Source organism: Candidatus Protochlamydia naegleriophila (assembly GCF_001499655.1).
Lineage (GTDB): Bacteria > Chlamydiota > Chlamydiia > Chlamydiales > Parachlamydiaceae > Protochlamydia > Protochlamydia naegleriophila.
This window is the reverse complement of sequence record NZ_LN879502.1, coordinates 1,073,946-1,094,939: the sequence shown is the minus strand read 5'-3', so window position 1 is coordinate 1,094,939 and position 20,994 is coordinate 1,073,946. Positions and strand designations below refer to the sequence as shown.

Annotated in this window: 17 protein-coding genes; 3 read left to right on the top strand and 14 right to left on the bottom strand. The window is 43.0% G+C overall.

Annotated elements, in window-relative coordinates:
- Positions 1 to 43 precede the first annotated feature (43 nt).
- Positions 44 to 466, top strand: coding sequence for a response regulator (locus PNK_RS04465; RefSeq protein ID WP_197560229.1), 423 nt, complete (start codon positions 44 to 46; stop codon positions 464 to 466).
- Entirely contained in the window at positions 459 to 1,616 is a 1,158-nt protein-coding gene (locus tag PNK_RS04460; RefSeq protein WP_059060554.1) for a PP2C family protein-serine/threonine phosphatase, read from the top strand. The genes PNK_RS04465 and PNK_RS04460 overlap by 8 nt, the downstream gene beginning before the upstream one ends.
- Positions 1,617 to 1,729: 113 nt before the next feature.
- On the opposite strand, the gene lpxD is transcribed toward PNK_RS04460, so the two are convergent.
- The 9 genes from lpxD to PNK_RS04415 form a co-directional block, all read right to left on the bottom strand.
- Positions 1,730 to 2,779, bottom strand: a complete 1,050-nt coding sequence (gene lpxD / locus PNK_RS04455; RefSeq protein ID WP_059060553.1) for a UDP-3-O-(3-hydroxymyristoyl)glucosamine N-acyltransferase — start codon at positions 2,777 to 2,779, stop codon at positions 1,730 to 1,732.
- A gap of 200 nt (positions 2,780 to 2,979) precedes the next feature.
- Positions 2,980 to 3,573, bottom strand: a complete 594-nt coding sequence (locus PNK_RS04450) for an OmpH/Skp family outer membrane protein (RefSeq protein WP_032125391.1) — start codon at positions 3,571 to 3,573, stop codon at positions 2,980 to 2,982.
- 40 nt (positions 3,574 to 3,613) lie between these two features.
- Positions 3,614 to 5,962 carry an outer membrane protein assembly factor BamA gene (bamA, locus tag PNK_RS04445; protein ID WP_079992808.1) on the bottom strand — a complete coding sequence of 783 codons (2,349 nt, stop codon included), beginning with the start codon at positions 5,960 to 5,962 and terminating at the stop codon, positions 3,614 to 3,616.
- Positions 5,963 to 6,239: 277 nt separating this feature from the next.
- Positions 6,240 to 6,839, bottom strand: a complete 600-nt coding sequence (recR, locus tag PNK_RS04440; protein WP_032125390.1) for a recombination mediator RecR — start codon at positions 6,837 to 6,839, stop codon at positions 6,240 to 6,242.
- Between the two features lie 106 nt (positions 6,840 to 6,945).
- Positions 6,946 to 8,301, bottom strand: coding sequence for a PP2C family serine/threonine-protein phosphatase (locus PNK_RS04435; RefSeq protein WP_059060551.1), 1,356 nt, complete (start codon positions 8,299 to 8,301; stop codon positions 6,946 to 6,948).
- Between the two features lie 625 nt (positions 8,302 to 8,926).
- Complete coding sequence (locus PNK_RS04430; protein ID WP_059060549.1) at positions 8,927 to 10,225, bottom strand: pyruvate dehydrogenase complex dihydrolipoamide acetyltransferase; 1,299 nt, start codon at positions 10,223 to 10,225, stop codon at positions 8,927 to 8,929.
- Positions 10,226 to 10,245: 20 nt separating this feature from the next.
- The gene (locus PNK_RS04425) at positions 10,246 to 11,232 is read right to left on the bottom strand and encodes a pyruvate dehydrogenase complex E1 component subunit beta (protein ID WP_032125387.1); all 987 of its coding nucleotides are present in this window, start codon (positions 11,230 to 11,232) and stop codon (positions 10,246 to 10,248) included.
- Positions 11,233 to 11,268: 36 nt separating this feature from the next.
- Complete coding sequence (gene pdhA / locus PNK_RS04420) at positions 11,269 to 12,183, bottom strand: pyruvate dehydrogenase (acetyl-transferring) E1 component subunit alpha (protein ID WP_231909296.1); 915 nt, start codon at positions 12,181 to 12,183, stop codon at positions 11,269 to 11,271.
- Positions 12,184 to 12,681: 498 nt separating this feature from the next.
- On the bottom strand, positions 12,682 to 13,950 hold the full coding sequence (locus PNK_RS04415; protein ID WP_059060547.1) for a dicarboxylate/amino acid:cation symporter: 1,269 nt from the start codon (positions 13,948 to 13,950) through the stop codon (positions 12,682 to 12,684).
- 190 nt (positions 13,951 to 14,140) lie between these two features.
- On the opposite strand from PNK_RS04415, the gene PNK_RS04410 reads away from it, so the two are divergent.
- Positions 14,141 to 15,637 (top strand): tetratricopeptide repeat protein, encoded by a 1,497-nt coding sequence (locus PNK_RS04410; RefSeq protein WP_059060544.1) that lies wholly within the window; start codon positions 14,141 to 14,143, stop codon positions 15,635 to 15,637.
- Between the two features lie 103 nt (positions 15,638 to 15,740).
- Here PNK_RS04410 and PNK_RS04405 read toward each other — a convergent pair whose 3' ends face one another.
- The 5 genes from PNK_RS04405 to PNK_RS04385 are packed head-to-tail and all read right to left on the bottom strand — an operon-like array spanning position 15,741 to position 20,732.
- Positions 15,741 to 16,448, bottom strand: a complete 708-nt coding sequence (locus tag PNK_RS04405; protein WP_231909295.1) for a YggS family pyridoxal phosphate-dependent enzyme — start codon at positions 16,446 to 16,448, stop codon at positions 15,741 to 15,743.
- Between the two features lies 1 nt (position 16,449).
- The gene (locus PNK_RS04400) at positions 16,450 to 16,953 is read right to left on the bottom strand and encodes a hypothetical protein (protein ID WP_059060542.1); all 504 of its coding nucleotides are present in this window, start codon (positions 16,951 to 16,953) and stop codon (positions 16,450 to 16,452) included.
- 9 nt (positions 16,954 to 16,962) lie between these two features.
- Positions 16,963 to 17,997 carry a flotillin-like protein FloA gene (gene floA, locus PNK_RS04395; protein WP_059060540.1) on the bottom strand — a complete coding sequence of 345 codons (1,035 nt, stop codon included), beginning with the start codon at positions 17,995 to 17,997 and terminating at the stop codon, positions 16,963 to 16,965.
- Between the two features lie 3 nt (positions 17,998 to 18,000).
- Positions 18,001 to 18,474: an NfeD family protein gene (locus tag PNK_RS04390; protein WP_059060539.1), complete on the bottom strand. Its 474-nt coding sequence runs from the start codon at positions 18,472 to 18,474 to the stop codon at positions 18,001 to 18,003.
- Positions 18,471 to 20,732: an NfeD family protein gene (locus PNK_RS04385; protein ID WP_059060537.1), complete on the bottom strand. Its 2,262-nt coding sequence runs from the start codon at positions 20,730 to 20,732 to the stop codon at positions 18,471 to 18,473. The genes PNK_RS04390 and PNK_RS04385 overlap by 4 nt, the downstream gene beginning before the upstream one ends.
- Between the last annotated feature and the right edge of the window lie 262 nt (positions 20,733 to 20,994).

The following is a 20,994-nucleotide window of genomic DNA, read 5'->3' as shown; positions in this document are numbered from 1 at the left end:
TAAGCCTCGCTATACCAGTAAATGTTGCAACCAAAGGTTTATAGTGGAAAAAGCAATACTTAGAGTTTTGGTCATCGATGATGAAGAAGATATCTATCTTTTGTTTGAGCAGCAATTTCGGTCCGAGATCAAGAAAAAATCTTTAGAGTTCCACTATGCACGCTCTGCAGAAGAGGCCTTGATCTTTTTACATCAACCCATTGATCCCCAATTAGTTTTGATCTTATCCGATATCAGTATGCCTGGTATGAATGGGCTAGAACTGCTTAAGCTTTTAAAAAATGCTTACCCGGAGATCACAGTTTTTATGATTACAGCTTATGGGGATCACGAAAACAGTAAAACAGCCCTGGAGCTTGGAGCATCGGAAATTATCAGTAAACCCATTGATTTCTCCTATTTAAAAGAATTAATCTTAGATTTCATGCTCAATCAGTTAAAAAAAATGGATGAAAGCGATGGCTAAAATTCTCGTTGTTGACGATGAACCCGACGTCGAACTGTTAATCAGGCAAAAATTTGCTAAGCAGCTCAAGACTAAAGAGCTCGAATTCATTTTTGCCTCCAATGGCACAGAAGCCTTAAAGGCCTTACATCAAGACAAGGAAATCAGCGTCATCTTGACAGACATTAACATGCCAGAAATGGATGGTTTGGTCCTCCTTTCCCACCTCCCAGAGCTCAAACGCATCTTCAAAGCAGTCATTATTTCAGCTTACGGTGACATGTCTAACATCCGCAAAGCCATGAACCGGGGTGCTTGCGATTTTATTACGAAGCCCATCGATTTTAAAGATTTGGAAATCACTATTTTTAATGCCATTGAACAGTGTTTGACTCTAAAGAAAGCTATGGAAGCACAGGCAATGCTTTCGGATCTAGAAAAAGAGCTGGCAATTGCTTACAACATTCAGCAATCTATCATACCACACCACTTTAAACCCATTCCAAGCTCTCAAACTTTTGATATTTTGGGAACAATGATTCCCGCAAAGCACGTTGGCGGAGATTTTTTCGACTTTTTCCAAATCGACCACAACCATCTTGGATTTCTCATTGCCGACGTATCTGGAAAAGGAATTCCTGCAGCGCTATTCATGGCAATGAGCCGAGCCATCATTCGCACGGTTGCTCAAAAAGCCTCTTCACCGAAGAATTGTTTAAAAGAAGCCAACCGCATCCTTTGCATAGACAACGATGCCTGCATGTTTGTCACTGCATTTTATGGCATCTTAAACATTCAAACAGGCCGGGTCGAATGTGCGAATGCAGGCCATAACCCTCCTGTTTTATTGCAGGCGGATGGCGCCCTATTCGGACTCGCTCGCAATGAGGGCATCCCTCTTGGAGTGTCTGAAGATGCAATTTATCTTCAGCATGAATTTCAGCTCAAAAAAGATGATTGCTTGATCCTTTATACCGACGGTATTACTGAAGCCATGAATCCTCAACAGGAACTGTACACTGAGGAAAGATTTATCAACTCTCTAAAGACCTGGAAGCCTGACTCTTTGACGACATTAGTCGACCATATTTTGCACGACTTGTATCAATTCACGTCAGGCGCACCCTATTCTGATGACATCACACTCCTATGCTTGAAACAACAGGTTTGAAGCATTGGCAGTTTTTAAGATGGGGAAATTGCTTCAAAGACGACAGTAAATGAACCACTGTCAAGGAGCAATTTCAAACAACCTTGAGAGGCTGCAAGCGGATGACTCGAAGCTCAGATTACTTCTTCGAGCTTTTGCAAGCGAGCCTCGACCCCTTTGAGCTGGTTAACGAAGGTTTCAATTTTTCTCAAAAAAACTTGATTGCGGTTATAATCAGCAATAGGAACAGCTGGGATCCCTCCATACTTACCTGCAGGTAAAGACTTTGTGATACCACTTTTTCCAGCAACAGTCACACCATCAGCTAAATGAATATGGCCAGCTACAGCCACTTGACCGGCCAAAACCACGTATTTACCTGTGGTCGTTGAGCCTGCAATGCCGCTTTGCGCAACGATGATATTGTATGGACCGATGCTGACACCATGTCCTATTTGGACCAGGTTGTCAATTTTACTGCCCTGTCCAATAACTGTGCTTTTAAAGCGGGCACGGTCAATCGTCGCATTGGCACCAATTTCAACATCATCTTCAATGCGAACATTGCCAACTTGATTGAGTTTGACATGCCTTCCTTGTTTATCAGTCAAGTAACCAAAGCCACACGAACCGATGACGCATCCTGGCTGCAAGATGACACGGTTACCTATCCAACAATCTTCCCTAACAACAACGCGCGGATGAATGAGGCAGTTCTGTCCAATTTGAGTGCAGGCTCCGATATACGAACCAGCTCCGATAAAAGTATGCGCCCCAATTACAACGCCTTCATCAATCACGGCTTGAGGACCAATTGTAACCCCATCAGCAATTTGAGCCGTATCGTGAATCACAGCAGTCGGGTGAATGCCTGTGAATCCACTTGGATGAACGCGTTGTGGAAATAGTGTATCTACAAGTTGTTGAAAGGCTCGAGATGGCTGTTCCGATACCAGGTAATTTTTACCATCCACAAGCGGCGCTTGAGAATCGATGAAGATGACTCCAGCTTTTGAATCCTTCATGGCTTGCAAATAGCGTGGATTCGCCAAAAAGGAAGCATCTTCAGACGAGGCATTTTCCAAATCGGCGACATTGCGAATGAGATGAGTAGGATTGCCGACCAATTTGCAATTCGTTATAGTCGCAAGCTCTTGCAGATTAAAACTTTTTTCTTCTCTCATAAAACCAGCTTTAAATTTTATGTTGCAGCATCGCTCATTAAACGATGGTTAGCTAAGGGGCTAATATTTAAATTTTTATCGGGTGCTAAGAAGCCGTCTTCAAATCTAATTACAGTTTTGAGACGGCTTCTAGTGACATTTCTAGAGATCTAGTCTTGAGCGAACTCAAAACCAGGCTAAGTGCAAATCTCTTTTAAAGATTATCTCTTTGCTGAATCTTTTGATTCGACATCAAAAATAGCATTCATCTTAGCAACAACTCGGTCTGTGATATCCAACTGAGGAGCAAAATAAGTGCATGCTTCATCGCTAAAGATCACATCGATTGTTTGTCCGCTAGAAGAATCTTGAGCCACTTGATTTGATGCTTTCGCAATCGTGTCTGTCAACTTCTGAACGATTTTAAGATTTGTTTGCTGCAGAGTCTGAATGTATTGATTTTGGAGCTGCAACCCTTCATTTCTCAAATTACGCTTTTTGCGTTTGAGCTCAAGCGCAGCTTCTTCAGAGATACTATCCATGTAGTCTTCATCATTTAGCTTGGCTTCGATCTCTTCTAAATCATGCTCTTTATCTTGGAGGATAGACTCCATCTGCTTCTTCATTTTTTCAAAATTAGCCTGCTCTTGCTTGCCGAGTTTTGACTCATCCAAACATCTCTTTGCATTGACAACCCCAATTTTGAGCGATTGTCCAGCAGCAGAACTATAGCTTGCCTGTTGAGCAAATGCGGGTGCTGTTAAAGCACAAGCACACGCAGCAACTGCTAAGAGCAAATGACGTAAATTTTTCATAATGTTCTCCTTATTGGTAAGTAAATCGAAATCTCATATCTTAAAAATTTCCACCTAAAGAAAGAAAGAATTTTTTAACTTCACTACGATTAGTCGCATTCAATGGATAACCCATACCAAGTGTAATTGGTGGAATACTATCAATTAACTTAAAGCGCGTTCCGTAACCCACGGCGACGCTTAATCTTCCAAACTCCCAGGTATCTTCAGACAGGTGCCCCGCATCCAAGAATCCAAAGACTTCGACGTCAGCCACAATGCGGCGAGACAACTCAACCGAGTAAAGCTGCATCGAAAGTCCCCCACGAGGAACATGCGTGTGGTCATATTGAGGCCCTAAACGATAAGGACGGAAGCCGCGGACAGCAAAGTCACCTCCCAAGAAAATTCTTTCATCCAAAGGAAGGTCATCATAATGTGTGTCTCCAATAGGCTGAATAAAGCGGAAATCAGCTCTGTATTTCAAGACCATGCGGCTTCCTACTGGATAATAGTAGGAGTTAAAATAGCCAATGCTAAAAAACGTATGGTCGCCGCCGAGGCCTGCATACTCTAATAACAATTTCGATCTAAATCCGCAACTTGGTTTAAGAGGATGGTTAGTCGAATCATAGTTTAACGATGTACCAACGGCTGAAATCAAACCATGGATATGAGAATCGTCTTCCAATTGAGAAATCGATCCACCACCGTGATGCAAGTGAACCGCGCCATTCTTTAAACGATACTGCACACCAAAGCGAACAAATTGATTAATGTTATACTGAGCACGCAAGACTAAAGAAATGGTATCCAAATCATAGTCTTTCGAAATATAGCGCGTACAAGATTTAGATAAGTCAAAGCCTATCGTCCACTTTGTATCCATGAAATAGGGCTTTGTCCACGAGAAGGTGTAGTTGCGGCTCTTTTGCCCGATCTGCGTTGTAAATTGAGCATACTCACCACCACCTCTTAAGGCACGTAAACCATCGCGCCACAGGTAGTAAAAGCCTTCGTGATTGAAGTTTCTTTCGGTGATGTTAATCCCTCCAAAAAGCTCCTCAACACTACTGTATCCCATAAATGCGCTGAATTGCCCTGTGCTCGTTTCTTCAACCTCGATATACACATCGCGATAATTACCTCCCAAGCAAGATTCAGTTCCCTTTACAATGTAAACATTGACATGCTTGAAGTAACCGATGTTGATTAAACGTTGCTCTGTGGCTTTAAGCTTCAAGGTGTTGAATACCTCGCCTGGAATCATTAACGTTTCATGCAAAATAACAGACGTCTTCGTAGAAATATTGCCAAAAACGCGAACCAAGCCAACGTGAAACTGCTCTCCTTCTTCGATTTTGAAATGAACATTGTAGCGATAGTCGCACTCATCCAATTCAGGTTCAAAGTCAACGACAGCATCTACATATCCCAAACGACCATAAGCATCCGTTAAGGTGTCTAAAGTCTCTCTAATCTCTTCAATGGAAAAAGGCTCTCCTGGGCGGACACCAAATAGACGATCAATTTCTTCATCGCAAATGACCTGGTTGCCTTCAAAAGAAAGTTGGCCAAAATAATAGCGCTCTCCTTTGTCTGCAGTGATAGTAACAATAATGCGGTCAGCCTCGCAAGACTCTGTAACAGTGATATCAACAGATGCGTCTGCATAACCTTCGTTTTGCAAGTAGTTGGTAATAATCAAGCGGTCTTGCTGAATCGCATCTTCATTGTAAGTTCCTTCTTGAGTGAACCAACTCATAAAAATATTGTACTTCTTTGTGATCATCTGCCCAAGAATGTCATGCTCTTCATTCTCACAGAAGTTCTCAAAGATGATTTTTTGAATTTTCCCCGATCTTCCTTCTACAATCTCAATCGTGATGTCTACTTCATTCGTTTCACAATCCAAATCAACATGGTAATCTAAATGTGCCTCAAAGAAGCCTTTACGAATGTAGTAGGCTTTAAGCTTATGAAAAGCCTGATTGAACGCTTGACGCTCAAAAGTTGCAAAACAACCAATTCCAAGTTCTCTTTGAAGGCGGTTAGTCGATACACGATGATTTCCATGCCAACGAATCGAGTGAATAGTTGGCTTAGGCCAAACATGCAAAATGATCGAAACGCGGTCATCGTCGGTCTTTACTGCCGGATCAACGCGATCATAGTCTTGTGCAAGCGTTTTTAGATCTTCATCAAAGTCTGCCTGAGAAAAGAACCCGCCGGGCTGCGTACGCAAACGAGTCAAAATAGCCTGATTGTCTACTACGGTTCCTGTCCTTGTATGGACAATGATGTCAACGGTGTCAATTGTTTGATTTTCAAACTGTAGAATTTGTCCATATACAGAATGAAGAAAAAGTAGGCACAAACAATGGAAAGCAAAAATAATTTTCTTCAACATAACAAGCCTCGGCGTTGGCAAAAGGAATTCCTTATTGCATCTATTAGTACACGTGGAAAAGGTAAGTGATCATAGGTGATCAACAGCTATTTTGCAACTAGAAGTCGATTAATGAGTTGAGATATGCGGAAGTGACTTCAAAAATTGGATTTTCTACCGCCCTAAAGCCTCAGGCTTGAGGCTATCGCCGATCAAAGAGCAAATTACGGACCCAAGCATGTTAAACTCAAAGCTTAGGTTAATAGCCATATACTTAGTAACCCACACATTTCCGCAGTTAAAACTGGTTACGGCCCGCTAAAGCCCGCGCAAGCGTGCCTCCATCGACATAATCTAAAGAACTTCCCATTGGAATGCCGAATGCTAGGCGAGATATTTGAATCCCATAAGAGGCCAGCTCCTGCTTCAAAAAAAGTGATGTAGCATCGCCCTCTAAAGTGGAATCTAAAGCGATAACAACCTCTTTAATATTTAACGCGCGGATGCGCTGCTTAAGCTTGGCGATCGATAGATGCTCTGGACCTCGATTGTCTAAAGGAGACAGCACCCCTCCTAGAACGTGATATAAACCGCGATATTCGTGCGTTTCTTCAATCGAAAAGACATCGCGAGGAAAAGCTGTGACACAAATGACCTGAGCATCCCTTTTATTGAAATCGCAAAAGTAGCAGCTCTCCTCATCGACTAAGCACCCGCAAGAGGAACACTGTTTTAACTTATCTTTAGTGCTCTTAACAATATCGCTCAGTTCCCCCAATTGCTCGGCTGGCCATGTCAGTAAATGAAAAGCAAAACGTTCGGCACTCTTATTGCCAACGCCTGGAAATTTCTTTAACATGTGAATCAACTTCAACAAATGCTCAGGATAACGCATCATAGCCTCATTTTAAGTGCTGAATTTTAACATGTTCGTCTTCCTTTTGTATAGGCAAAAAGGGAAGAGAATCAGGTTTTTATAAGCAGCTGTTGTCAAACAACTATTTTTAAATCACCCGTAAAGCAATAACTGAAATGTTATCTTCGCTACACTTGGCGTCCAATGCAAAATGGGCAATTTCTTGGGCTATATCTGTTTCATCGCTCAGCCAACAAGGAGCAATGACCTGATCGACCAACTCTTTATTTTGCACATAGTCCCAAACTCCATCGCAGGCCAAGACGAGCAGATCGTTTTTTTCTAATTCAAACAGTGTCACTTTGGGCTTCTGAATAACAGCTGGATGACCATTTAGCGTATTAAATTCTTGATCTCCAATGGAACGACTTACATTGACGCCATAAAAGGGATCAGGGAATCTAAGATATTTAGAATTCAATGCCTTTGGCCAATTATCGGCAATGCCAGGCTTATCCAAGGCACTCGATGCCCGCTTAGCGTCTTTCTCAGAAGACCAGTCGCGTACACAAGATAATGGAAAGATAGAAATGTCCCCGCCCACTTTCCTAAACAACTTAGCCTCTGAATCTCCAAGAGTGGCCACATAACAGCGATTTGTTTGCTTTTCAATAAAACAAATAACAGCCGTACTCCCCCCTGATTCAGCAATTTGCTTTTCGAGCACTTCTTGATGAATCTGAGCCAATAAAGTAGAGAAAGCCTCGATCCGATTATTTGAATGCTCTGCCCATTTCTCTGAAAATAGCTGTTGACAGCGCAAGGAGATGTACTCTGCAATCCTTCCTCCATCGCCATGCCCATCACAGATCCCTAGCACATAGCCATTCGAAAGCTGTCTATGAAAATGGGAGTCTTCCATTGAGCTGCGCCGACCTTTTAAAACAGCATCCTGCACGTTAAAAGACAATTTCCTTCTCACAGAACCTGATAAATCAAGCCTTGGCATGGCAGCCACTTGGGCAGGATCTTTTTTCCGATGCTCGTTAAAGGCCTTTTTCAAATTCTTTAACATGCGCACTTCCGATAAGTTAACTGGAACGACTTCAGCAAGTGGATCTTCCGAGGCCTTTACTTGCTCATCTCCCTCTATAAGGGCTATAGGCTCCCTTTGCTGAACGATCGGGGCCGGCATCTCACGAACATCCAGTTTAGCGGGAAAATCTACTTCAGATCGTGGATTCACACTAGAGTCCTTAAATAGACAGCTAAAGACCTGTATGCTTAAAGCGACAATCCTTTCTATCAAAGAGACAAAAACACCTAAAAGTGGAAGCTTTTCTACGAAAGCAATAATCTTATGACCATAGCGATAACTTTCCTTGCAAGTCAGAGAAAGCTCTTGATGCCTTCCTGCATAAGGCGCCGTAAAAGGAAAAGTACAAAACTCATAAAAAGAAAGTTGATAACCTCTTTCATGGCTAGCCAAAGTAAAGTCCGACATGTCTAAAACTCTTAGTTGATAAAAATAACTTTAAGCCGGAAAAATAACGTCATACATTCAGTTTTAAAAACTCTAGTTAATTTTCATTCTAAGTTTTACTAATAACTCAGATTAAAACTGAATTTGTGACGTTATTCTTCCGATTTCGGTATAAATTTAAGCAAACGACAGCAAAAATTTCAATTACTTTAATTGTATGCTAATTGAATGACACGTATAGTTGCATAAACTAGTTTACTGTGGGAGAGTTAGCGAAATCAGAGCAAATAATGGACTTAGCCATCTATCGAATCTGATCCTTCCTATCCAAGACCACAGCTCTTTTTGTTAGCGTTTATAAAGTAAATGCATGTGTGAGAGGCTGGGAGGCCGACTGATTTTAAAGCCCATAGTGAAGAGCCTGGCGAGGAACGATGGATAACCGAATTAAAAAACCAAGAAGAGCTCGTTAGAGCGACTGATTGTAAATTTCAGCTCTAGGGTAACTTAGAGAGTATTTAAAAATCCGAGTTTATTTGTGTGCTAAATTGTCTAAAAGTTGCGAAATTTTTTGCAACTTTTAGACAATTTATAGCAGCAAAGCAGCCAGATCATGTTTGGTAAACACCCTCTTAGCCAGCACGAATTAAACTAAAAGCAGGGCTGGATTCTCCAAAAGCTGCTTTAGAGCCTGCAAAAATTTAGCGGAAGCTACGCCGTCGATGACGCGATGGTCAACCGACAAGGTTAGAGTCATGATTTTACCCGGCACGACTGAACCATTGCGGACAACGGGAACATCTTGAATTCCACTCACAGCCAAAATAGCCGCTTGAGGCGGGTTCAAAATAGCTTGAAACTCAGATACACCAAACATGCCGAGATTTGAAATGGTAAAAGACCCTCCCTTATATTCTTGAGGATCGAGTTTCCCGTCGCGGGCTTTCTGCGCCAACGAGCGGACCTCGGTAGATATTTCTCCCAGGTTCTTAAAATCAGCATGCCTAACAATCGGTGTAATGAGTCCCGATTCCAAACTGACCGCGATGGCAATGTCGATAGTCTTAAATTGAATGATCGATTGATTGACTGAATTAAACCCGCAATTGATAGCAGGATGTTGGCGCAATGCCAGGGCTGAGGCCCTTACAACCAAATCATTGACCGAAACTTTAATTTGACCATTCTTCAACTGCTCTCTTACAGCCACGAGTGGTTCAGCATCAATTTGCAGAGAAACATAAAAATGAGGAATAAAAGATTTAGATTCTTGCAAGCGCTGCCCAATAACTTTACGCATGGGCGTAAGAGGCAACTCTTCGTAAGTGCCTGGAGGCAAGGAAGGGTTTTCCCTGTGACCAAATGCCACCGTATTGGCCGGCTGGGCTTTTTCAAGATCGCGGCTCATGATACGCTTGTTCGGACCACTCCCTTTGACTGTTGATAAGTCTAACCCTTTTTCTTTAGCCAACTTTTTTGCCAAAGGAGATGCTAAAAGGCGCTTTTCAAGCCTCTCTGTTGGAAACTGAAATACATAGTTTTCTAAAGCTGGCTCAGGAGTAAAGCTAGGCTGTTGAAGAACAGCTCCCTTGCGCTTTGGCTCTTCATCTTGCGCTTTGGCAGCTTGAGGCACTTCTTCGACATCTTTTTTCTCTTCTTGTAACTTAGCGACATCCTGAGGCTGATATCCCTCTAAGCTTTCATTGGGATCTGATGTTAAAACAGCAATGGATTGATTGACAACCGCATCCTCACCTTCTTGAACGAGAATTTGCCTCACCCATCCCTCATCGAGAGCATTGTATTCGACAGTCGCTTTATCTGTTGCAACTTCGATCAACAGATCACCTGCCTGAACCGAGTCTCCAACTTTCTTATGCCACTTAACAAGCGTTCCCTCTTCCATCGTAGGTGAAAGCTTTGGCATGGTCAATGTGAAAGGCATAGCAACTCGTCTCCTAATTTTTATTGCAGTGTTTTATAGATTGCAGCTAAGACCCTCTCCACATTGGGAATCGTCTCTTTTTCTAAAACTTTAGAGTAAGGCATCGGTGTCTCTCGCTGGCAAACCCTTTCCAAAGGAGCATCTAGATAGCCAAAACAGTGCTCCATGATTTGAAAGCCTACTTCAGCAGCAATTCCTGCAAAAACGTGTCCTTCTTCTACAATAACGCAACGACTTGTTTTGCGGACAGATGTTGCAATGGTCGCAATGTCTAACGGCTTTATTGTCCGAAGATCGATGAGCTCAACGCGTATCCCTTTTTTCGCCAATTCTTTGGCAGCTTCTTTACAAACATTGACCATACGGCTGTGAGTAATTACGGTAACATCTTGCCCTGGAATGACGACTTGCGCCTTACCGATAGGAACGAGATATTCTTGTGTCGGAATCTCCATTTTATCCCCATACAACAGCTCCGACTCCAAAAAGAGAACTGGATTGTTGTCGCGAATCGCCGACTTCAATAATCCCTTTGCATCGTAAGAGTTGCTCGGAGCCACAATGTGCCAGCCCGGCAAGTTACCGTAAATAGCCTCTACGCAGTGGGAATGCTGACTGGATACCTGAGCCGCTGCACCGTTTGGCCCTCTAAAAACCATCGGAACAGAAAAGCGATTGCCTGACATATAATGCATTTTTATTGCATTCGATATCATCTGATCAGCAGCAACAAAGGAAAAATTAAAACTCATAAATTCGACAATAGGCCTTAAGCCTGTCATGGCGGCTCCTACGCATAAGCCTGCAAAGCCAAGCTCTGAAATAGGCGTATCAACAATACGAGTCGGGCCCCATTTATCCAACATTCCTTTTGTCACTTTGTAGGCGCCATTATATTCGCCAACCTCTTCACCCATGACAAAAACAGCAGAGTCCCGCTCCATTTCTTCATCGATCGCTTGACGAAGCGCTTCTCTCATTTCTACGACTTGTTTTCCATTATCCATTATTGAAATGCTCCTATGGATTGACTTTGGATGGGCTTATGGGGCAAAAACATCTTCTTCCAGAGTTTGAAGATCCGGCCATGGACTATTATCTGCAAATTGCATGGACGCAATCACCTTTTCGCGCAATTCTTTATCCATCTCTTTAATCTGTTCTTCGGTCAAAATCCCTTGCTCGGTTAGCACGGCTTGCATGGCTAAAATAGGATCTTTAGTCATGATTTGCTTAAGGTTTTCTTTTGACCTATAAAGACCTGGATCGGAAATTGAATGACCTTTAAAACGCTCTGTTACCACTTCAATTAGGACCGGGCGCTGCGTCTCTAAAACCTCTTTAAAAACATGCTCAAACCCGGCATAGCAATTGAAAAAGTCCATTCCATCAAAAGTGTAACCTTTCATGTTATATCCTGGAGCTTTATCTTCAGCTAGGCGATCGACGCAGACTGCACGTTGAACAGCTGTTCCCATTCCCCATTGGTTATTCTCGACAACGTAAATGCAAGGAAGGTTCCAAAGCGATGCCAAGTTTAAAGATTCATGGAAAGATCCTTGGGGAACAGCCCCGTCTCCCATAAAGCAAATCGAGACTTGATCTTTTATACCCTTATATTTAAGGGTAAAGCCCGCCCCCGTCGAAATGGGCACTTGGCCCGTCACAATACCAAATCCCCCAAGCAGACGCTCAGTAAAAAAGTGCATAGATCCGCCGCGCCCCATCGCATTTCCTGTTGCACGACCGTACAACTCTGCCATTAATTCATCAGGCGTCGCACCAAGAAGCAAAGCCAATGCGTGACAACGATAAGAAGTTGCATACCAATTGTTTGGCCCCAAAGCTTGAACGGCCGCCGTTTGAATCGCTTCTTGCCCTATATAGGCATGAAAAAAGCCACCAATCTTTCCTTGCTGATAGGCAGACTCGGCACGCAACTCAAAATTGCGAATCAATAACATCCGTCGGAAACACTCAATGAGCGTTTGTGCTCCCAATTTTTTTATTGACAGCTGCTCGGTCTACAGAAAAAAATTGACGTGAAACGCATGTATTCATTTCTATCCTTATTTGTGGGAAGACCTTTAAATAGTTAGAACTATCTTATCAGATCGGCTAAAAAAAGCAAAAAAAGATAGTCCGCTCAAATAACGCAAGCCAACTCTTTTGTCCAATCTTTGCTCTATTTTTTTAATAGAGGAAAATTTATAACGGTCTTGCTCTTTGAAAGTCAAGCTTTCAGATTGGCAGCGTCATCTACAGACAGGCTCTATGATTGCAAGAAAGCGTACATGTTTCATTCTACTCACGACTGAATAGCTGCAAGGAACATGTCCGGAAAAAGAAAACAGAACAGATAGTAAGCGATCTTACAGGAAAGCAAACGGCCTATTATCAAGCATGGGGCTCTTGCAACGTTCCTGTCATTTGCAAGAGCCTCATGGGTTTAAGCCCTAACTGACACTATTCATGGCACCTAGATGAAGATTTGTATTCGATTCCAGCAAGGAAGAATCCTCTTGCTGAACTTCCTTATTTACCACGGCAGCCACACATGAATCAGACCACACATTGATCGCACTTTCCAGCATGTCAATGAGCGTGTAAAAAGGTAAAATGACCCCTAAAATATTGAGAGGAACATTCATCGCCGCTAAAAAAGCGCTCGCCAAAAAGTAGCATCCCATCGGGACGCCAGCATTCCCAATCGCAGCAATAGTTGCCAAAATAACCCAAAGCCCCATTTCAGCCAACGAATAGGTGACGCCTTGACTCATTGAAACAAATAAGACTGTCGTTAGAATAAAGGCTGCACACGCATTCATGTTGATGGTCGTGCATAGCGGCAATGTAAAGCTTGCGACTTTGCGAGAAATCCCCACATTTTCTTCCGCACAACGCATCGCCATTGGCAAAGCCGCTGCCGATGATTTCGTAAAAAAGGCAACAGATAATGCCGGAAACATACCCCGCGCCATGCGAATGGGAGAAATCCCTTTGATTTTAAGTAGAGTCGGCAAAACCACGCCTGCCTGAATTACATTCGCAGCAAGGACAACTGTCAGGTAAAGAGCTAAACTTTTAACATCTAATCCCTGACTTAAATCGCGCATGAAAAGGGTAATAAACGCCCAAATCGCAATTGGCATAACGGCCACGATCCAGCGAGTGATCGTAATGATGGCTGCATAAATGCTCGAAAAAAATGAATGGAGGACTGTGCGGTGCTGAACTGGCAAAGTAACGATTGCAAAGCTCAAGAGCATCGCCAAGAATAATACCCCTATCACATTATTTTCACTAAATGGCTGAATGATGTTGGAAGGGACAATTTGAATGAAAAAAGAGAGATAACTTGGTTGAGTACCATTCAATGCCACCGTTTGATCGGCAACAATTTGCCCCCTAACTGGATCGATGGCCAAAAATAAAGCTAAAGCAATGCTGGCCGCAATGATCGTCGTCAATAGCGTGTATTTGACAACCTTTTTGCCAAGCAACTTAATTTGCTGCATATTTTCCATGCCCGATGCAGTCGATACAATGGAAAGAAAAATGATGGGCAGGCTGACGAGCTTTAAAAGGTTAATAAATAATTGAGAAATAGTCTCGGCCGCACTAAAAATGAAAGGCTCTTGTAAGTACCCACTACAGACGCCACAGATAGTCGCTAGAGCAAAAAATAAATTTGGATTTATTTTATGTTTGACTTCTGTGCACATGGCGTAACCTCTTGTATGGTTGTTTGGAGGTTATCCTTTGTAAGGCACATTTTCTATTTTTATCAATAAAAAATTAGCCTTAACCAGTACTATCAAAATTCAAACGTCATTAATTTTAATATTCCAATTAATAGAAAAAAGACTTATTATGTTAAAATTTATATTAATTTTAACATAATTTAAAGGCTACATGCAAATTTCCCATTTTTTTAGCACACAATTCTTTCATGGATTTAAAGATAAATTAATTGAATCCCTAAGTCCTCAGCAAAAATTAATCTGCCAGATTGCATCGACTGCCCTTGTAGGTGTAGCAGCAGTTTATGGGCTCATCTTTTGTTATCGCAAGTTAAAGGCTGCTATTCTCAATAGCATACCACATCCAACTTTAAGCCAACAGCCTCTTTCAAGCCCTTTACAACCTTTCACTCCAAGCAACGAAGCTGAAAGACGTCAAACATCTGAGCCAGATTTTCTCCAGAATCCTTTCCCCTCTCTTGCAAATAACGAAGCCGTAAATGTATGGAACAAAGCAAGCGAGTTAAATAAACAGGGTAAGCCTGAAGAAGCATTAGTAGAAATCGAGTTAGCTTTGGCTACCGACTCTAGAAATCTATTATTAGGAATTTACGGAGAAACTCTTCGGGTGCTAGGAAAATTAGACCAGTCAATAGAGGTCTTTCACGAATGTTTAACTCTCGATCCAAGAAATGACTATGTTTTAGCCTCCTATGCACAAATCCTCCATATGCAAGGCAAGTTAGATGAGGCGGCTGCAGAGTTCGAGAAATCCCTGGACATTAATCCCACTAGACTTTTTGCAGTCACTCATTATGTGAAACTCTTATGCAATCAGGATAAAAATGCTGAAGCCGCAGCCGTTTTAAGAAAGTACTTAGAAAACATACCTGATGATGCGGAAATTTTAAGCTGGCTTGGTGACATTTTAAGAAATCAAAAGAAACAATTTGAGGCGGCGGATGTATTTGAAAAAGTACTAAGCATTGATCCTACCCATCGCTTTGCGCTAGCCTCATATGGTGACTCTTTACGCATGTTGTATCAATTTGATAAAGCCGCTGCAGTCCTAAAAAAGCACCTGGAGCTTTATCCTGACAACACTTTTGCGTTAAGTTCATATGGGGATGTTCTCCGATTCCAAAAAAAATTCGACGAATCTGCCCATGTTTTAAATCATTGCCTAAAACTCGATCCAGAAGACGATTTTGCCTTAGGTTGCTTAGGACAAGTTCATTTGGATCAAGGCAACATCCAAGAAGCTACACGTCTATTTTCTGAAGTCTTGCAGCTTAATGACGAAAATACATTTGCCCTGACAGGCTATGGTGTGCTCTTTCGTTTGGAAGGCAAGCTTGCTCAATCGTTGGTCTGGCTAGAGAAGTCGGTTGCCCTTGATCCGGACTCAGAAACATTAGGAGAATACGCAGAAACTCTTCGTTGCCTGGATAGGCCAGAGGAGGCCCTTCCTCATTTTGAAAAAGCCTTGACAGATGAACCGCAAAAAATCAGCTGGTTCTTAGGAGCTGCCAGATGCTTATGCATGCTAGGTCGTCTGCCTGAAGCGCGAGTTAAATTTCAAGCTGTGCTAGATATCGAACCAAGCCATAAAGAAGCGCTGGACGGCTATAACTTATGCGAAGATCCGAATTGGGGACAAGCTATCTAACATTTCACGCTGATAACTTTGGATCGGCGTTTTTGGCCGATCCTATCGAGAGATAACGGTCTAGTTTTTTTTGAAAGGGCTTGGATTGCAACAAGCAAGCTTGCTAGTGCCTTACCAAGGGGCGGCCGCCAAAAATGGCCGACCCAATTCTCACAAGCGTGGCTCCCTCTTCAATGGCTATCTCATAATCATTGGTCATTCCCATCGACAAGTGAGAAAAAATAGCGGGATTCTGCATATATCCTTTCCATTTATCCCTTAAATGGGCGAGAGCCTTAAAACAACTGCGGATAAGAACTTGATCATTGGTAAAAGGAGCAATGGTCATCAATCCTTCGATTCTCAAGGCGGGAAGTTGAGCCACCCTTTCCAGCACGGCTTCCCAACACTCCTGCGAGAAGCCATGCTTAGATGCCTCACCAGAAATATTGACCTGCAGCAAAATGGGCGTTTCTTTTTGCCTTGCTTGGCCCGCAAAGGCAATTTTTTCGGCTAGTGCAAGGCTATCGACAGAGTGGATGAGTTTAATTGAAGAATCTAATACCTTGCCCACTTTATTGCTTTGAAGACTGCCTATTAGATGCCAATTGCAATCGTTTGGCAAAGCAGGTATTTTTGGCAAAAGCTCCTGCACCCGATTTTCACCGAAGTGACGCCCCCCTGCCTGATACGCCTCTTGAATGAAAGAAGGGGGATGTGTTTTAGTCACGGCAATGAGCGCCACCTCTTCAGGTTTGCGTCCACAAGCCATAGCTCTTTGCCATATAGAATCTTGAATCATCCGATAGCGATCAGCAATTGACTCCATCATTCTATTCCCACGGTCTCAAACTTTTAGGTTTATCCAAAATCTCCCGAAAAACCACGAGATCTTTTAGATCAGCGAGCCGCTCAACCATGAGACGTATCCGAGCAGGCTTTTGAAGAATTTCTACTCCATGCGTATAATAATGGGCTTCATGCCGCTTAGCTAAGGGACTGACTAGTTGCTGCTTTTCTAAAGGGCTTGCTAACTTACGCGACTCTAACTGATTTTTAGCCAGCGCATCCTCTTTTGAGGAGGTTTTTTTAGACTTTTTCACCTCTGCGTAAGCTGGACGGTAAGCAATAGGCGGCGGCGGTGAAGGAGGCGCCTCTCGTTTGAGGCGCTCCTTTTCCATAGCCTTTAGAAAAGCCTGGATCGGATCGTCTTCTGGAAATTCCTCCTGAGAATCCCTTGGCTCACCTTGGCCGGCTAGCTGCCGCCGATTGCGAAAGAATAAAAACAACAAAGAGAGTAGGCTTACCGCAAAACCGATAAATTCTACGACTGACATGTCGAACTCCTAGCCCTGGTTTTGTTTCTTTTCAACATCCGGCTTCGCCAAAGCGCTCCGCATATCCGTATCCGACTGAATATTTTGGATGCGCTGATAATCCATGATTCCAAGCTTTCCAGTTCTAAAAGCCTCAGCCATGGCTAAAGGAACCGCTGCTTGCGCCTCAACAAGCTTAGCCTCCATGTCTCTCACTTTGGCTAGATTTTCTTGTTCCTGTGCGACAGCCATCGTGCGACGTTTTTCTGCCTCGGCTTTAGCAATGCGAATATCCGACTCCGCTTGGTCTGTTCGCAATTTCGCGCCAATGTTTTCTCCAAGATTAATTTCGACAATGTCGATAGAAAGAATCAAGAAAGCTGTCGAAGAGTCGAGCCCCTTTTCCAACACAAGTTTAGAAATGCGCTGTGGAGATTCAAGAACCTGTTTATGAGTATCCGATCCGCCGATGGCGCTCACGATCCCCTCACCAACTCTTGCAACAATTGTCTCTTCTGTTGCACCGCCGACTAGCTGGGCAATGTTAGTTCTAACCGTTACACGAGCGCGGCAATTTAATTGAATCCCATCCTTGGCAACCCCTGTAATATACCCGCCATGACTTGGACAATCGATCACGCGTGGATTAACCGAGGTTTGAACCGCAGCCTTAATATCTCTGCCTGCAAGGTCGATAGCTGTCGCTCTGCGCCAGTCTAGTGGAATATTGGCCTTATCGGCTGCAATCAGAGCCTCAACAACGTTTGGCACATGGCCGCCAGCCAAATAGTGCGTCTCTAAATCGCCGACGCTGATTTGCTTAAGCCCCGCCTTAAATAAATTGATGCGAGCATTGACGATCACTCTAGGTGGGATTTTGCGCAAACTCATCCCAATAATATTAAATAGAGGAATGGGCGTTCCCGATACAAAAGCTTGAAACCACAAACTGATAAATTTGCCCAAAATACTCAAAATAATAATGAGAATGACAGCCAACACAAACACAAGAAAATAAAATTCCATACTCACATTGTCAGACATCCCCTGTAATAAAACCGACATAACTTAAGTTTCCTTGTTACTAATTTTCACTATAAGACTCTCTTCTTGCCCAGAGACCACTTCAACATGCTCTCCTTTCGGAATATACCCAGTCAAAGAGATTGCTTGATGCTGCTTACCATCTATGAGGATATATCCACCGGGTTTTAGATCGGACAATACCACCCCTATTTTGCCAATGGCTTCCTGATCGAAAGAAGAAGCCTGGTACCCTTCTTGATCTTCGTTTAAATATATGCTGTATTCCGGCTTTGCTCGAACAATGCGCCAAAGAGCAAATCGAATGAGCAATCCGACACAAAGAATTGTTCCAAGCACAAAAAAGACAATAGCCAATAATGAATTGGTTTGGGAGGCAAAAAGAAGGATGCTCACCAAGACAAAAATGCTGCCCAACACTCCCATGACAGCGCCTGGAATGTAAAACTCTATTAAAATGAGTAGAAGGCCAATAAAAAGTAAAAGAAAAGGGGTCATAAGAGTTCGTTTTCCGTTAAAAGACTAACTATAATTGTGCTCCCCTCTAAACGCGCGACAATAATCGGCTCGCCAGCCTCGATGAATCCTCCCGTGCTCAAAGCCTCGTAGATACGATCCTTGACAATGATCTTTCCGGCTGGACGAAGGGTAGTCAGGGCCTTTCCAATCGCGCCCGACTGAGGAAGGTCGATTGGATTTTCACCCGCAATAAAACCCTCTTGCTCCCTGCCTATCAAGACAAAGCGGCTAAAACCTGCAAAACTTGGAAGCACATACTGGGCCAATAAGGCAATGATGACAGCACTCGCAAGCATGGCTCCGCAAAGCCAAGCCAGTCGCTGGATCACATACTGCCCTGCAGCATTCATTGTTTGGGTGTCATATTCAAAACTAACCGAGCTTAAACCAGGAATGAGCATTCCAAATAAACCAGCAATAAACAAAATAAATCCCACTATCCCCAATAATCCAAACGTTGGCAAGACAAAAAGCTCAACCAAAATGATGGCAAGACCGGTCAAAAGCAAAATCAGCTCCAGCCAATTCGCAACTTCCAAAGAGAAGCTCGATAAAATGATTAAAAACAAACACGCTGCAGCAACCGCTCCTGGCAGGCCAAAGCCTGGCGAGTTTAATTCGATATAGCCCCCAATCATCAAGCCCATAAAAAGAAGCGAAGAAACAATAGGGGTGGCCAATAAAACAAAAAAATGCGTTTTCCAATCCATTTGATAGGGCTTAACGGTAGCTTGAGGAATCTTAGAAAAGTAGGGCGTATGAAAAAGAAGCATCTTTTCTACAGGCCATTGACCTGCCGCCTTTTCTTCAGGAGAAATCACTTCTAGTTTTTGAGGAGGCAACAAAAGATCCGCCACACCGTATTCTAGCATTTGTTCTGCTTCTAAAGTCAGCAGCTTTCCTTTTGGACTGATCACCTTATCAGGATCGGCTCCTGTCAAGCGAACCTGACTCTCATTGTCGAGCTTTACCACTTTGCCATGGCGCCATACAAGAATCGTGTCTTTATCCACCATCGCTTCGGCAATCAAAGGATTGCGGTCAAAAAAACGTGCCCGGCTTGCAAAATCGGCCCTCAAAGCTGAATTCACCTTTTCAGAAGCCGTCTCCATTTTCCCGCCTTCGCCTGCATAGACAGGTTCTGCAGCCCCCATACTTCCATCCTTGACCACGCTTATGAAACGGGTCGAATAGGCCAGCATGGCACCAGCCGAAATGGCCCAGTTGTTAATGAAGGTGACAACGGGAATATTATATTGCAGATCGATCTCTTTTAGAGCGTCCGAGATCTTCTGCGCCGCAAAAACCTCTCCACCGGGAGTATTGAGCTCTAAAATAATAAAAAGAGGAGGATTTTTCTTATAATGGTCAAGCCCTTGCTTAATGTAAAGCCAGGTGGATTGGCTAATTGAGCTTTCATGATCGCCCACATAAAGATACCCAACCGTGTTGGGACCCTCTTTATTAAAATGGATGGCACGCTGAAGTCTTTCTTCAATCGAGGTTGAAGAGGTCGTTTTTCCCTCCTCTACTATTCCCTCTTTTGAATCCACTTTACTTTCAATTGCATAGCGCTTTTCAAATTCCCCAAGAGGCATAATTGATTTTACAATCCCCAGATCCTTGAGCTGATTTTGATTAACAACTAAGGTTTGCCCTCCAGACGAAATTAATGGAAAGTTTGTTTCTTTTTCTCTTGCGATCTTCCAACCTTGATTATCAATGACTCGCACAGACGGATCTGTCATGGCATCTGCTAAAAGATATAGGGTGGGTGCGTCCGAGCTTTGAGAATCAATTAAACTGCGCACCCGATTCTGAAGCAAATTGGTCGGAAGAACTCTCTCAGCACCAGAGGGAATATCCCCCCAGGAAGCTACAAGAGAAGTATTAATTTCATCAGCTAAAAAGGGAAGCATGGCTGCCGGCCCCACCACATTATCGTCCAAGTAGACCACGACTGTCAGCTGCTTCAGCTTTTTTAGACTGTAGATCGATTTGGCAAGGTCGAGCATTTGAATGAGATCGCCAGATGTCGAATTAATCACAATCACCAATGTCTGCTTAGATTCCTCTGACAAGCGAGTTAGGGTCTCCTTAGCAGATGCCAACTCATCTTTGCCTAAGAATCCCTTTAAATTTATCTTGGTCGTTTGACTCTCGGTAGAGTGAACCATCCCCCAAAAAGATATCAAAGAGGCGAAGAAAATAGAAAGTAAGGCGGGAAACTTAAACATATGACCTATCGCTCTTTACCGGTAATTGAATGCCATTCTCAAATATTAAAATCTCAATTCGCGACTATGCTCCCTAATGGAAGAATGCATGAATAGTCCCTTATGCAAGCCCCATTCTTAACATATAATAGAATTAAAAGAAAAAACAAGCGCGAGGAAATCTTCTTCCCGCTCTAATTTCAAAAAACAATAAAAATCAACACCTCATTAATAAGAAATTATTTTAAAAAAATACAAACCAATCATTTTCATATTAAAATAG

What these genes read in the sequence shown, in the direction of transcription:
- PNK_RS04410 (WP_059060544.1), top strand. Translation starts at nt 14,141, where the DNA reads ATGCAAATTTCCCATTTTTTTAGCACACAATTCTTTCATGGATTTAAA.
- floA (WP_059060540.1), bottom strand. Translation starts at nt 17,997, where the DNA reads ATGTCGGTTTTATTACAGGGGATGTCTGACAATGTGAGTATGGAATTT.
- PNK_RS04415 (WP_059060547.1), bottom strand. Translation starts at nt 13,950, where the DNA reads ATGTGCACAGAAGTCAAACATAAAATAAATCCAAATTTATTTTTTGCT.
- PNK_RS04385 (WP_059060537.1), bottom strand. Translation starts at nt 20,732, where the DNA reads ATGTTTAAGTTTCCCGCCTTACTTTCTATTTTCTTCGCCTCTTTGATA.
- bamA (WP_079992808.1), bottom strand. Translation starts at nt 5,962, where the DNA reads ATGTTGAAGAAAATTATTTTTGCTTTCCATTGTTTGTGCCTACTTTTT.
- PNK_RS04405 (WP_231909295.1), bottom strand. Translation starts at nt 16,448, where the DNA reads ATGATGGAGTCAATTGCTGATCGCTATCGGATGATTCAAGATTCTATA.
- lpxD (WP_059060553.1), bottom strand. Translation starts at nt 2,779, where the DNA reads ATGAGAGAAGAAAAAAGTTTTAATCTGCAAGAGCTTGCGACTATAACG.
- PNK_RS04390 (WP_059060539.1), bottom strand. Translation starts at nt 18,474, where the DNA reads ATGACCCCTTTTCTTTTACTTTTTATTGGCCTTCTACTCATTTTAATA.
- PNK_RS04460 (WP_059060554.1), top strand. Translation starts at nt 459, where the DNA reads ATGGCTAAAATTCTCGTTGTTGACGATGAACCCGACGTCGAACTGTTA.
- PNK_RS04450 (WP_032125391.1), bottom strand. Translation starts at nt 3,573, where the DNA reads ATGAAAAATTTACGTCATTTGCTCTTAGCAGTTGCTGCGTGTGCTTGT.
- PNK_RS04430 (WP_059060549.1), bottom strand. Translation starts at nt 10,225, where the DNA reads ATGCCTTTCACATTGACCATGCCAAAGCTTTCACCTACGATGGAAGAG.
- PNK_RS04435 (WP_059060551.1), bottom strand. Translation starts at nt 8,301, where the DNA reads ATGTCGGACTTTACTTTGGCTAGCCATGAAAGAGGTTATCAACTTTCT.
- recR (WP_032125390.1), bottom strand. Translation starts at nt 6,839, where the DNA reads ATGATGCGTTATCCTGAGCATTTGTTGAAGTTGATTCACATGTTAAAG.
- PNK_RS04400 (WP_059060542.1), bottom strand. Translation starts at nt 16,953, where the DNA reads ATGTCAGTCGTAGAATTTATCGGTTTTGCGGTAAGCCTACTCTCTTTG.
- PNK_RS04425 (WP_032125387.1), bottom strand. Translation starts at nt 11,232, where the DNA reads ATGGATAATGGAAAACAAGTCGTAGAAATGAGAGAAGCGCTTCGTCAA.